Source organism: Acidihalobacter sp., from assembly GCF_037381185.1.
Taxonomy (GTDB): domain Bacteria; phylum Pseudomonadota; class Gammaproteobacteria; order DSM-5130; family Acidihalobacteraceae; genus Acidihalobacter_A.
The window spans coordinates 1-11,933 of sequence record NZ_JARRQY010000081.1 but is presented as its reverse complement, the minus strand read 5'-3'; the positions used below and the strand labels follow the sequence as shown (position 1 = coordinate 11,933).

At 63.8% G+C, this 11,933-nt stretch carries 13 protein-coding genes; 7 read left to right on the top strand and 6 right to left on the bottom strand.

Annotated elements, in window-relative coordinates; all coding sequences use genetic code 11:
* Positions 1-229: 229 nt before the first annotated feature.
* Positions 230-721 (top strand): DUF6650 family protein, encoded by a 492-nt coding sequence (locus tag P8014_RS19200; RefSeq protein ID WP_337818939.1) that lies wholly within the window; start codon positions 230-232, stop codon positions 719-721.
* Between the two features lie 105 nt (positions 722-826).
* Here the strand turns inward: P8014_RS19200 and argE are convergent, their stop codons facing one another.
* The 4 genes from argE to P8014_RS19180 form a co-directional block, all read right to left on the bottom strand.
* Positions 827-1,975: an acetylornithine deacetylase gene (argE, locus tag P8014_RS19195; RefSeq protein WP_337818938.1), complete on the bottom strand. Its 1,149-nt coding sequence runs from the start codon at positions 1,973-1,975 to the stop codon at positions 827-829.
* A 97-nt stretch (positions 1,976-2,072) separates the two neighbouring features.
* Entirely contained in the window at positions 2,073-2,957 is an 885-nt protein-coding gene (locus tag P8014_RS19190) for an energy transducer TonB (protein WP_337818937.1), read from the bottom strand.
* 150 nt (positions 2,958-3,107) lie between these two features.
* A complete protein-coding gene (locus tag P8014_RS19185; RefSeq protein WP_337818936.1) occupies positions 3,108-3,356 on the bottom strand; it encodes a hypothetical protein in 249 nt (82 codons plus the stop codon).
* 1 nt (position 3,357) lies between these two features.
* The gene (locus tag P8014_RS19180) at positions 3,358-3,975 is read right to left on the bottom strand and encodes a 7-cyano-7-deazaguanine synthase (protein WP_337818935.1); all 618 of its coding nucleotides are present in this window, start codon (positions 3,973-3,975) and stop codon (positions 3,358-3,360) included.
* Positions 3,976-4,071: 96 nt separating this feature from the next.
* Here P8014_RS19180 and pstS point away from each other — a divergent pair, with 96 nt between their 5' ends.
* The 6 genes from pstS (at position 4,072) to P8014_RS19150 (ending at position 9,600) form a co-directional block, all read left to right on the top strand.
* Positions 4,072-5,154, top strand: a complete 1,083-nt coding sequence (gene pstS / locus P8014_RS19175; RefSeq protein ID WP_337818934.1) for a phosphate ABC transporter substrate-binding protein PstS — start codon at positions 4,072-4,074, stop codon at positions 5,152-5,154.
* Between the two features lie 119 nt (positions 5,155-5,273).
* Positions 5,274-6,230 carry a phosphate ABC transporter permease subunit PstC gene (pstC, locus tag P8014_RS19170; RefSeq protein ID WP_337818933.1) on the top strand — a complete coding sequence of 319 codons (957 nt, stop codon included), beginning with the start codon at positions 5,274-5,276 and terminating at the stop codon, positions 6,228-6,230.
* Positions 6,227-7,096, top strand: coding sequence for a phosphate ABC transporter permease PstA (pstA, locus tag P8014_RS19165; protein WP_337818932.1), 870 nt, complete (start codon positions 6,227-6,229; stop codon positions 7,094-7,096). Before pstC ends, pstA begins: the two co-directional genes overlap by 4 nt.
* Before the next feature lie 40 nt (positions 7,097-7,136).
* Positions 7,137-7,589, top strand: coding sequence for a TerB family tellurite resistance protein (locus tag P8014_RS19160; RefSeq protein ID WP_337818931.1), 453 nt, complete (start codon positions 7,137-7,139; stop codon positions 7,587-7,589).
* A gap of 42 nt (positions 7,590-7,631) precedes the next feature.
* Positions 7,632-8,333: a sulfite exporter TauE/SafE family protein gene (locus P8014_RS19155; RefSeq protein ID WP_337818930.1), complete on the top strand. Its 702-nt coding sequence runs from the start codon at positions 7,632-7,634 to the stop codon at positions 8,331-8,333.
* 40 nt (positions 8,334-8,373) lie between these two features.
* Entirely contained in the window at positions 8,374-9,600 is a 1,227-nt protein-coding gene (locus P8014_RS19150) for a VanZ family protein (RefSeq protein ID WP_337818929.1), read from the top strand.
* On the opposite strand, the gene metW is transcribed toward P8014_RS19150, so the two are convergent.
* Positions 9,579-10,181 (bottom strand): methionine biosynthesis protein MetW, encoded by a 603-nt coding sequence (gene metW, locus P8014_RS19145; RefSeq protein WP_337818928.1) that lies wholly within the window; start codon positions 10,179-10,181, stop codon positions 9,579-9,581. The two genes, P8014_RS19150 and metW, sit on opposite strands and share 22 nt — an antisense overlap.
* On the bottom strand, positions 10,178-11,326 hold the full coding sequence (locus tag P8014_RS19140) for a homoserine O-acetyltransferase (protein WP_337818927.1): 1,149 nt from the start codon (positions 11,324-11,326) through the stop codon (positions 10,178-10,180). The genes metW and P8014_RS19140 overlap by 4 nt, the downstream gene beginning before the upstream one ends.
* Positions 11,327-11,933: the final 607 nt, after the last annotated feature.

Below are 11,933 nucleotides of genomic sequence, written 5' to 3'. Positions count from 1 at the left end.
GCGGTGCCCCGTGGCGGGGTGTGCGCTCGAGGTCTGCCCGTCAGGGACAAGGCCTTTCGGGTGCCTTTCTTTCGCCTCTTTCTTTGGGCATGCAAAGAAAGAGGCTCGGGCGCGTCACCCAAGCAGGATCAATACTGGAAACGCTGATTCGCGCCCGAAACATACACCCATGGTTCGATGGGTAAGTCGGTTCAAGTAACATAACTACTAATGCTCTAAGGAGACTCAATTGAAGTTCTCAGAAATTGCTAAGCGACTCACAGGGTTCAGTACCCCGGTCTTTGGCGTTTCATGGAATCCGCCAGAATCCGAGAGGGCTGTTGCAAAGCGTGTAGTTACGCAGCTCGAAGATCGGCGAGTGCTGTACAACCCGAGTGAAATGGAGGTTCCGGGTCAGTGCGTAACTTCCGTTGTTGATATTCGTCGAATGCTTTCCCGTGAACTTGGTTCTTTGGACGATAAATCTACTTTGGCAAAATCTCTGCGGGCTATGCGTGCTGCTTGCCGCAAATTCCTTGACTCAGTGCAGGCTGATGAAAGGATCGTTCTGTTTGGTGCGCAGGCCGGTCACTTTGCGAGTTGGCAGTTCAACGGCGCGGTTGGTGAGCTTCGCGGAGCGTTTGGGATTCATCTTGCTCAGATTGCCACACAGTACGGTTTGGATATCGAGGATGATCTGGCGTCAGTCCTTCCGGCAGGTGATGAATTAGATGACACATAAACGTCAGCTTTAATTCGGACCGGCTTTCCCGTTGATGCGTCGAAATTGCGGGTCAAGCCAAACGGTAGGGAGCATAGAGGCAGACGAACCGACCATCCCGGAAACTCACGCCTCCAAACACAACCGCCGTATCAGCGTCCGTAAAATATCCACGGTTTCCCCCAGGGCGGCCTGCTCGATGTATTCGTCCGGCTGATGCGCCTGATCGATGCTGCCGGGGCCGAAGACTACCGTCTCGATGCCGAGTTCGGCGTAGAACGGCGCTTCGGTGCCGAAGGCCACGGCGCGCGGCGGCTTGTCGCTCAGTTCGGAGAGCAGTTTGACGACGGTTGCCTCGGGCGGACTCTGGAATGCTTCGACGCCGGGAAACAGCGCATGGGTTTCGAACTCGAGGTCGGTGTCGGCCAGCGCGGAACCGAGGCGTTCGCGCAACTGCTCGCGCAGCGCTTCCAGCGGCATGCCGGGCAGCGGACGCAGATCGAAATGAAGTTCGCAGCTCGGGCAGATGCGGTTGGGGTTGTCGCCGCCGTGGATGTGTCCGAGGTTGAGCGTCGGGTAGGGCACGGCGAAGGCCTCGTTGCGATGGCGCATGAGTTCTTCGCGCCAGCCAATCAGTTCGCCGAGCACACGGTGCATGCCGTCCAGCGCATTGCGCCCGCGCGCCGGGTCGCTGGAGTGGCCGCTGCGGCCGGTGATGCGCACCGCTTCCATGGAGATTCCCTTGTGCATGTGAACGGGTTGCAGGTCGGTCGGCTCGCCGATCACGCAGTGCCGCGCGCGTGGCCGGCCAAGATGCGTAAGCAGCCGCGCACCGTCCATGCTGCTTTCCTCGTCGGCGGTGCCGACGATGATCAGCGGCCGGTGCAGTTGCGCCGGCGTCAGTCCGCGGGCGGCTTCGATGGCCAGGCCGAGGAAGCTCTTCATGTCCGCCGAGCCGAGGCCGTAAAGCCGTCCGCTGTCGGCGCTCAGGCGAAACGGGTCGTGGTTCCACAGGCCGTCGTCCCAGGGTACCGTGTCGGTGTGTCCGGAGAGGATCAGGCCGTCTTCGCCTTCGCCCAGCGTGGCGATGAAGTTGGCTTTGTTGGGGAAGTTCTCCAGCGGCAGTATCTCGACCTGGAAACCGGCTGATTCGAGCCAACCGGCGACGCGGTTCACCAGTTCCCGGTTGCCCATGTCGAACTCGGGCGAGACGCTGCTGACCGTGGGCATGGCGATCAGTTCGGCGAGCATTTGGTCGAGTGGCGGTGCGGGCATGGGAGTCTTCCGGGAGTGTGAAGTCCCAAGCATAGGACGTGAGGTGGAATGACGAAAAGTACCCGCTACGAGGAGGACTCGTAGCGGCGGGACTGTACTATCGCGCGGTGCGCAGGGTGTTGTTCGTCTCGAAGATCCAGGTGCGGGTGATCATCAGCTGGTCGTACTGCTTGCGCATGGTGTTGGGGAAGGGCGGGAACGGCGAGGCGAGCTGCACGATGCGCTTGGCAGCATCGTCGAGGACGGTGGAGCCGGAGGACTGTGCAACCTGCACACTCAGGACGCGGCCGTCGTGGTTGATCAACACGTTCAGGATGAGGCGACCGTGCAGATGGCGTTGCGTCGCCTCATGTGGGTAGTTCAGATTGCCGATGCGCTCGACGCGGCGCACCCATTTGGCGAGGTAGCCGGCTTCGGTGCTGCTCTTGGCATTGACCGTGTCCAGAAACAGACGGCGCGGACGCTTGTTGTAGTCTTTCATGGCATGGCGCATTTCGGCGGTGAGCCGTGCCTGGGCGAGGTCGAGCTGGATGTTGAGCGAGCCGCTGGGTGCGTCGGGCACCGGCGGAGTCGGGTCCGGAGCCGCGTCGGGCAGCGCATAGGGGGAGTCGCGCTGGGTCAGCGTCTTGGCGAGTTGTTGCGTCTGTAGGTTGCGGCGGGTTTGCGTGTGTAGTTCGATCGGGGCTATGCCCTGGCTGCGCATAGGGTTGAGTGCGAAGTAGGGATTGCCCGGGTGTCCGGCGCGGTCACTGCTGCCGCTGGCGAGTTGATTGGCCTGGGCCAGGTATTTCGCTTCCTTGGGAGCCTTTTTCGATGTCGTCTGCACCAGCGTGACGTTGAGCGTGGGCGGTGAGCGGCGCAGGTTCTCCGAGAGCGGTTTGAACGACAGGCCGAGAATCAGGATGCCGTGCACGACCACGGCCAGAAACAGTGTCAGGCCGAGCCGGTCGGTGGAGGTGATCTGGTTTTGTGCGGCTGCCATGGCGGGGAGAGTGTACCGCGCCGGTCGTCGGTCTTAACAGGGCATTTGTCGGTGGGCGTTCCGGCCATGCCTTGAAGGTGCCGGTGACCGAAATTCTGGGAGCGACGGGCTGTTTCGGTCATTGCGGCGCTTGGATGAAAACGGCCTGTCCTACTTGACGGGTGTTGGCAGATTCCGGATCAAGTCTACCCGAATGCGAATCTTGGCTCCGTCCTCGTCGATGGCGTCGAGATAGGTGCGTCCATCGCCGTTCTCGACGACTTCGCGGGGCTGGATGCGTCCCATGTAGGCCCGGTCGGAGTCCTCGTCGGCCCACTGCAGGCTCAGGTGTTCGCCGGTGAGTACGGCGATTTCCAGGCGTTCTCGAACGTGTGGGGCGACCTGTTGGTAAGGTTTCATGTCACTCTCCGGCGATGGCGGGATCCGGGGCGCCGGCCGCAGCGAAGGCGGCGCGGCGTTTTTCGCACTGCGGGCAGGTGCCGCACGGGACAATGCGGCCGAGCAGACAACTGTAGCTCAGAACGTAGTCCACGCCCAACTCGAGGCCGCGGCGGATGACTTCGGCCTTGTTCCAGGCGGCAATGGGAGTGGCGATCTCGATGTCGTCAAGGGTCGCGGCCAAGGCGCGGAACGCTTCGACGAAGGGGGGCGAGGCGCTGGCGTAGGCCTCCGCGTCGTCGAGGTTCAACGCCAGGCACAGGCGCTTCGCACCACGGTCGGCGGCGTAGCTGAAGGCCAGGCCCAGCAGGACGAGGTTGCGATGCGGCAGCGGTACGTGCGCCTGCCAGGTGTGTCCACGGCGGAAGGTTTCGCCCAGGCTGCCGAGTTCCATGATTTCGAGCGGCAGAGCGAGCGCCGCGCATTGCGCCGTGGCGGCCTCGCGCTCGCGAGCAGCGGCGCGCTGGCCGTAGTCGATGAATAGGGCGCGCACCGGGCCGCGGCGGTTTTCGAGATGCAGCACGGTGGCGCTTTCGATGCCGCCGCCGAGCAGGACGAAGCTGTCGGATGCAGGGTTCACGGAATGTTCACGAACTTTGACGGGCCGAGGGTTTCTGAAGGACGGACTGCCTTCGAGAAAGGCGGCAATTCGACAGTGACCTTTAGGAGTGTATGCATGTCTTCGTTCAAGGATCATAAGGGGGGCGCGATGCGCCGCACCGTTCTGGCTGTTGCGGCGGGCGCCGCGTTGGTGGGCACCGGTGCCGCCATGGCCTCCGTCAATGTGCTGGAAACCGGTTCCAGTCTGCTGTATCCGCTGTTCAACCTGTGGCAGCCGGTCTACACCAAGGCCAACCCCAACGTGCGGCTGACCACCGCCAGCACCGGCAGCGGCACCGGCCAGGCACAGTCCATGAAGGGCTTGGCGCAGATCGGCGCCTCCGACGCCTATCTGAGCAACGCTCAGATGAAGATGCATCCGAGCATGCTGAACATTCCGCTGGCGATTTCCAGCCAGATGGTGAACTACAATGTACCTGGCCTCAACGGCAAGCACCTCAAGCTGAGCGGCCCGGTGCTGGCCGACATCTATGCCGGCAAGGTGACCGAGTGGAACGCGCCGGCCATCGCCAAGCTCAACCCCGGCGTCAAGCTGCCCCATCACCGCATCGTCGCGGTGCACCGCAGCGACGGCTCCGGCGATTCCTTCATCTTCACCCAGTACCTGAGCAAGTCCACCCCCTGGTGGTCCAACAAGTACGGCTACGGCACCACGATCAGCTGGGCACCCGTGCAGGGCAACATCGGCGCGGTCGGCAACCCCGGCATGGTCGATGCGCTGAAGAACAATCCGTACTCCGTCGCCTACGTCGGCATTAGCTACAAGAAGCAGATCACCGATGCCCACCTGGGCGAGGCCGAACTGGGCAACCGCAGCGGCAACTTCGTGTTGCCCGAGGTGAAGACGGTCAAGGCCGCGGCGGCGGCGATGGTGCCGAAGACCCCGGCCGATCAGCGCATCAGCCTGATCTACGCGCCCGGCAAGTACAGCTACCCGATCATCAACTACGAGTATGCGCTGGTCGACAGCCATCAGCCTTCCAAGGAGATGGCGCTGACGCTGCGAGAACTGCTGGGCTGGGCGATTTCGCCGGCCGGCGGCAATGCCGCTCATTTCATGAAGGCGGTGAACTTCGTGCCGCTGCCCCCCAGCGTGGCGCTGCAGTCGGCCACGCAGATCGCCAAGATCAGTCACTGATCGGCTAAGGTATGGGCCGTGCGGGCGCTGCCGTCAGGTAGCGTCCGCGTATTTGCTTCGGGAAGCCGGGTTGCCAAGCGCCCCGGCTTCGTTTGTCAGAACGCTTGGAGTCGCGCGAGATGTTTCGATTCCGTTGGACCGTCGGCATTTTGGCCGCATTTCTGCCACTGTCGCTTATCGCCATCGCGGGTTTCCTGCTGCAGTATTCCTGGCCGGCCATCCGCTTCAACGGCCTGGGTTTCCTGCTGCACAACAACTGGAACCTGGGCAGCATGTACGGCAACCCGATCACGGTGAACGGTGAAATGGTGCTGCCGCACGCCAACTACGGCGTGCTGTTTCTGATCGGCGGGACCCTGTTGTCGTCGCTTATCGCCATCGTGCTGGCGCTGCCGCTCGGCGTGCTCTCGGCCATCTTCCTCAGCGACGGTTTGCGCGGTATGGCGCGCACTGTGGGGTCGTTCTTGGTCGAACTGCTCGCCGCAGTGCCGAGCGTGGTCTACGGCCTGTGGGGCTACGTCGTGCTGATTCCCTTCCTTGGACATCATCTGTATCCGTTCCTCGCGGAAACCCTGGGGCGGTTCATACCCATTTTCGCCGGGCCGACCGGCAGCGGTTACGGCCTGTTTACCGCGGGTATCCTGCTCAGCCTGATGATCGTGCCGTTGATCACGGCGACGCTGCGCGATGCGCTGGTCGCCAGCGATGCGGCGCTGCGCGAGTCGGGCGTGAGTCTCGGCGCCTCGCGCATCGAAGTCATGCGCAAGATTCTGTTGCCCGGTCAGCGCACGGTGCTGGTGGGCGCGAGCATCCTCGCGTTGGGCCGTGCCCTGGGCGAAACCATGGCGGTGCTCATGGTTAGCGGCAACGCGCTGAACATCCTTCCCAAGAACATCTACGATCCGGTTTCCACCATGGCCGCATTCATCGTCTCGCAACTCGACAGCGCAATGCAGGATCCCACCAATATGGCAGTGCGCGCGCTGGCCGAGGTCGCTCTGCTGCTGATGTTGATCTCGATAATCGTCAACGCCGCCGCGCAAGGGCTTCTGTGGCTGTCCGGGAGGCGCGCATGAGCGCTATGGCCCCGATCGAGCGCGCGGTCGACCGCATGCTGCTGCGCCGCCGGCGCATCATGGACTTGGTGACCTGGATCGCCGCTGGTCTTGCCCTGGCACTGCTGGGCTTCGCGTTGCTGCACATCATCGGCTATGTCTTCGTGCGCGGCGTACAAAGCCTTAACCTGCAAACCTTCACGACCGATACCCAGGGCATTGCAGGTGGGTTGCGCAACGCCATTCTCGGCTCGCTGCTGTTGTCCGGGTTCGCCCTGCTGATCGCTGCGCCGGTCGGTGTCAGCGCCGGGATCTACCTGTCCGAGTACGGCGACGGCTGGGTCGGGCGCATCGCCCGCTTCATGTCCGATGTGCTGGTCGGTGTGCCGTCCATCGTGCTCGGCTATTTCGGCTACGTCACCATGGTGCTGTACCTGGGTTGGAAGTTTTCCATGCTGGCCGGCGCGATCACACTGGCGATCCTGATGCTGCCGTACATCGCACGCACCAGCGAAATGGCGCTGCGCGCGGTGCCGCTTTCCGTGCGCGAGGCGGCCTACGGACTCGGCTGCAACGAGGGATGGCTGGTCCTGCGCATCCTGCTGCCGGCGGCGCGGGTGCCGATCTTCACCGGCATACTGCTGGCCCTGGCCATTTCCCTGGGCGAGACCGCGCCGCTGATCTATACCGTCAACTGGTCCAATTACACCTGGAGCGGTCATTTCACCCATGAGCCGGTGGCCTACCTCACTTATGTAATCTGGAGCTATATCGGCGAGCCTTATGCGTCGGCGCACAAGCTGGCCTACGCGGCGGCGTTGCTGATCACGCTGATGGTGCTGGTAATCAACCTGCTGGCGCGCGCGCTGATGTGGAGAAAGCGCTGATACGCTACCATCTGGCGGTTTCCACCCTCCGGGAGTCGCCATGCTGGGGAGCATCAAGGATTTTCTGAAGGAACGGCTGGTGCACGAGTCGCGCCCGGCCGAGCGCGGTCAGGCGCTGCGCGTGGCCACGGCCGCGATCCTGCTCGAGGTGAGCCGCGCCGATTTCGAGACCGATGAGTCCGAGCTGGAGGTCATTGCTGCGGCTTTGCGCGAGGCTTTCGATCTCGGCGAGGAGGCGGTGCGCGAAATCATCGCCGAAGCTCGCGAGCAGGACGACGAGAAGCTGTCGCTGTATCCCTTCCTGCGCATCGTCAACGATGCCTGCGCGCCCGACGAGAAATACCGCATCGTTTGCGACCTGTGGCGCGTGGCCTATGCCGACGGGCGGTTGGACAAGTACGAGGAGTATCAGATCCGGCGTATCGCGGATCTGATGTACGTGCCGCATGCGGAGTTCATTCGTGCCAAGCTGACCGTGCAGAACGGGGACTGAGGGTGGGCGGCGTGCGTACGGAGAGGTTCGGCTGAGATGGACATGCCATCGGCACAGGCGGCCGGTTATGGCGCGGCATTTCTCGTCGGCCTGTTCGGCGGCGTGCACTGTGTCGGCATGTGCGGCGGCATCGTCGGGGCGCTGAGCCTCGGGCTGGACCCGCAGCGCCGGCGCAGTCCGTGGCGGGCGCTGCCGTTGCTGCTGGCCTACAACGTCGGACGCATCGCCAGCTACACGGCAGCCGGCGCGCTGGTCGGCGGGCTGGGGTGGTACGCGGCGCATCTTGCCGGCATACGCCATGCGCAGATGATTTTTGCTCTCGTCGCCGCATTGTTCATGGTCGCGCTGGGATTGTATCTGGCCGGCTGGTGGCAAGGCCTGGCCCGCATCGAACGCCTCGGCGCGGCGCTGTGGCGGCGCATCGAGCCACTGGGGCGTTCTTTGCTGCCGGTGCGCAACAGCGGGCAAGCGCTGCGTCTCGGCGCGTTGTGGGGCTGGTTGCCCTGCGGTCTGGTCTACAGCGTGCTGGTCTGGGCGCTGGCCAGCGGCGGCGTGCTGCATGGTGCCTTGCTGATGCTGGCCTTCGGCCTGGGTACGCTACCGAACCTGCTGGCCATGGGCGTGTTCGCCGCACGGCTGGCGACCTTCACGCGCAAGCCCTGGGTGCGCGTCGCCGCGGGGCTGGTGGTGGCCGGCTTCGGCGTGCTGAGTCTGGCTCGCGTTGGCGGCAAGCTGTTGATGTAGACGGTCACGCGGATCCTATCCTGTCGAGTATAATCGCGGCATGCGATCATCGGTTCATTTCCGCCACAGGTCGGCCGTCCTCAGCTGGCTGAGCCTGCTGTACCCCTTGGTGATGGTATATGTCAGCCTGTTTCCGCTGAACTGGCATCCGCCGGTCGTGTGGTCGAATCCGCTGATGCATCCCTGGCCCCGCCGGGATGCGCGCTCGGACGTGTTGGTCAACATACTGGCCTATATACCCCTGGGGCTGCTCCTCGCCTTGTTCTGGCGTCGTTGTGGACGGTCGGGCGCCGCGGTACTGAGCCTGGTCGCCGGTTTCGGCCTGAGCTTCAGCATGGAGTTTCTGCAGGAGGCGCTGCCTGGGCGCGTGTCGTCCGTAGCCGATATCGCGCACAACACGCTGGGTACGTTGTTCGGAATCATACTTGCTCAGCTCGTATCGCGCGGCACGTTGAGCGGCGATTGGTTCTATCGGCAGCGCGTTCGGCTGGCGGCGCCGGGCGCGTTGGCCAACATGGGGCTGGTCGTCCTCGCGCTGTGGGCCGCTGCGGAGCTGTTTCCCTTTGTGCCCTCGCCGGATATGGCGACGATCAAGCACGGCCTGCGCCCGCTGTTCGAGACACTGCGGTATCCGGCGACCTTCGCAGGATGGAAGGCGTTGGGCGATGGGTTGGAGCTGTTCGGTATCGGTCTGCTGGCACGCTGTGTGTTACGCGAACCGTCGCTGCTGCCGACAAGCCTGCTGATTCTTGCGGTGACGGCGCTGAAGATCATCGTCGTTTATCAGGTGTTGTCGCTGGAGTTCATGTTGGCGGCGCTGATCGCTCTGACGTTGCTGCTGTTCTCCGGTTGGCAGACGGTGGAGCGTCGGGCCGGGCTGGCGCTCGTGTCGATCGCCGCTTCGCTGGTGATCGACGAGCTGCGCCGCGGTGCATCGGACCGGCTATATGCCTTCAACTGGGCGCCGTTTTCGGCGCAGATCGACACTCTGCCGGGTTTCAATGACTTGTTGGTGACGGTGTGGATCGCGCTCGCGCTGGCTACGTTGACGCGCATGCTGGTTCAGGGCTCGCCGAAACGCGAGCGCGGGGCAAAGTTGCTGGGCGGGACGCTGTTGTTCTGTTCCTGGTTCGCGCTGGAGTGGCACCAGCAGCTCTTGCCGGGGCGTATTCCGGACGTCACCGATCCGCTGGTCGCTCTTGGCGTGTGGTGGCTGGCCTGGCTGGTGCCGGTGCGCGGAGGTCTTCAGGCGCGAGTGAAGCGGTAGACGGCAATTTCGCTCAACAGATTGGGGCGCAGCGCCGCCAGGCGCTGCTCGCGATGGCCCGAGTCGACCACGCTGCGTTGCAGGATGCGACAACCCTTGTCGGTGCACAGGGCTTCGAAGTCCTGCAGCGTGCACAGATGGATGTTGGGCGTGTCGTACCAGGTGTAGGGCAGCGCGCGGCTGACCGGCATGTGGCCGGCCACTGCGATCTGCAGGCGATTCTTCCAGTGCCCCATGTTGGGGAAGGTGACGATCCCCTCGCGGCCCACGCGCATCATTTCCTCCAGCAGACGGTCCGGCCGGCGCATGGCCTGCAGCGTCTGGGTCATGATGACGTAGTCGAAGGAGTCGTCGTCGAAGAAATCGGCCAGCCCGGCGTCGAGATCGCTCTGGATGACGTCGACGCAGTTCTCCAGGCAGCGCACGATGTTGGCGTCGTCAATCTCCAGGCCGTAGCCGCTGACCTGACGTGTCTCTCGCAGATGATGCAGCAGGCTGCCGTCGCCGCAGCCCAGGTCGAGCACCCGGGCGCCGGGGGTGATCCATTCGCTGATCAGGGCGAAGTCGGGGCGCAGGCTCATTGGACGCACTCCTGCGCGATGCGGCGCATATAGGTGCCGAGCACGCTCGTGTACTGGGGGATGTCGAGCAGGAAGGCGTCGTGGCCCTGCTGTGCCTCGATCTCGGCATAGCTCACCGGACGGTCGGCGTCGAGCAGCGCGCGGACGATCTCATGCGAACGTTCCGGCGAGAAGCGCCAGTCGCTGGTGAACGAGACGACCAGGAAGCGCGCCTTCGCCTTGCGGAAGGCGGCCGCCAGGTCGTGGTCGTGTTCGGCCGCGGGGTCGAAGTAGTCCAGCGCCTTGGTCATCAGCAGGTAGGTGTTGGCGTCGAAGCGGTCGACGAAGCTCTGGCCCTGATAGCGCAGATAGCTCTCGACCTGGAACTCGACATCGAAGCCGAAATTGATGCGCCCCTCGCGCAGCTCGCGGCCGAACTTGTTGCGCAGCGCTTCGTCGGACAGATAGGTGATGTGTCCGAGCATGCGCGCCAGCATGAGGCCGCGGCGGGGAATGGTGTCGTGTTCGTAGAAATGGCCCTGATGGAACTCCGGGTCGGACATGATGGCCTGGCGGGCGACTTCGTTGAAGGCGATGTTCTGCGCCGAGAGTTTCGGGGCGGCGGCGATGACCACCGCGTGGCGCAGGCGATCGGGCAGGTCGATCGCCCACTGCATGACCTGCATGCCGCCTAGGCTGCCGCCGACCACTGCGGCCCACTGCCGGATGCCCAGCTGGTCGGCGAGCATGGCCTGGCTGTGCACCCAGTCGCGCACGGTGACGATGGGGAAGTCGGCGCCGTAGAGCCGTCCGGTCTCTGGGTTGAGGCTGTTGGGGCCGGTCGAGCCCTTGCAGCCGCCCAGGTTGTTCGGGCTGAGGATGAAGAAGCGGTTGGTGTCCAGCGGTTTGCCGGGGCCGATCGCGCTGTCCCACCAGCCGGGTTTGCGGTCGCTCATGGCGTGGTAGCCGGCGGCATGGTGATCGCCGGACAGCGCGTGGCAGATGAGGATGGCGTTGTCGCGGGCCTCGTTGAGCGTCCCGTAGGTTTCGTAGATCAGCTCGAACCCGGGCAGGGTGCGGCCGCAATCGAGCGCCAGGGGCGTGTCGAAGCGTTGCGTCTGCGGTGTCACCAGGCCGACCGAGTCGGCGGGAAGGGTTTCAGGCATCGGGGTCCGGGCTGCTGGGCGGGGCGGTTGAGTCTAATCAGCGGGTGGAGAGGGTGCAAGGGGGCTGGTTTTTTGGGGCTTTGTTCGAGTCGAACGGTGTTTTGTTGAACGTGGTGGGTGGTTTGGCGTGAATCGGCGTTTGCGGTTTTGATCTTGGGTGGCTTAAGGCGGCGTACTTGTTGACTTTGGGGGTTTGTTTCGGACGCGATTCGACGTTTGGGGCTCAGATCGATCGAAGTGACGCGCCTGAGCCGGTTTCTTTGAAATGCGCAAAGAAACCGGCGAAAGAAACGCACCCCCAAAGCACTCTGCACCTGAGCCATTCGCAACTGCAGTGGGCTGGTATGTGTTCAGGGCAAGGCGCGGTGCGAAGGCAATGGCCGAGCCCTTGGCAAGCGCCGCAACGCAGCCCTGGGCGCGCACCAGCCCACCCGAAGGGCGCTTCCAGGCTGTCCCGCCCCGGTGTTGCGCCGCTGGTGAAGGCAATGAGCCTTCCCTGCGCGACGCGCCTTGTGGCGAAACAGCCTGGAGTCGCTGCAGCTGCGAATGGCTCAGGTGCAGAGTGCTGTGCTTGTCCCTGCGGGCAACCTCGCGAACGCACGCCTGA

Excerpts from the sequence above, each read along its gene's own strand:
- argE (WP_337818938.1), bottom strand. The coding sequence starts at position 1,975 with ATGCCCGCACCGCCACTCGACCAAATGCTCGCCGAACTGATCGCCATG.
- P8014_RS19190 (WP_337818937.1), bottom strand. The coding sequence starts at position 2,957 with ATGGCAGCCGCACAAAACCAGATCACCTCCACCGACCGGCTCGGCCTG.
- P8014_RS19185 (WP_337818936.1), bottom strand. The coding sequence starts at position 3,356 with ATGAAACCTTACCAACAGGTCGCCCCACACGTTCGAGAACGCCTGGAA.
- pstS (WP_337818934.1), top strand. The coding sequence starts at position 4,072 with ATGTCTTCGTTCAAGGATCATAAGGGGGGCGCGATGCGCCGCACCGTT.
- pstC (WP_337818933.1), top strand. The coding sequence starts at position 5,274 with ATGTTTCGATTCCGTTGGACCGTCGGCATTTTGGCCGCATTTCTGCCA.
- pstA (WP_337818932.1), top strand. The coding sequence starts at position 6,227 with ATGAGCGCTATGGCCCCGATCGAGCGCGCGGTCGACCGCATGCTGCTG.
- P8014_RS19160 (WP_337818931.1), top strand. The coding sequence starts at position 7,137 with ATGCTGGGGAGCATCAAGGATTTTCTGAAGGAACGGCTGGTGCACGAG.
- P8014_RS19155 (WP_337818930.1), top strand. The coding sequence starts at position 7,632 with ATGCCATCGGCACAGGCGGCCGGTTATGGCGCGGCATTTCTCGTCGGC.
- P8014_RS19150 (WP_337818929.1), top strand. The coding sequence starts at position 8,374 with ATGCGATCATCGGTTCATTTCCGCCACAGGTCGGCCGTCCTCAGCTGG.
- metW (WP_337818928.1), bottom strand. The coding sequence starts at position 10,181 with ATGAGCCTGCGCCCCGACTTCGCCCTGATCAGCGAATGGATCACCCCC.
- P8014_RS19140 (WP_337818927.1), bottom strand. The coding sequence starts at position 11,326 with ATGCCTGAAACCCTTCCCGCCGACTCGGTCGGCCTGGTGACACCGCAG.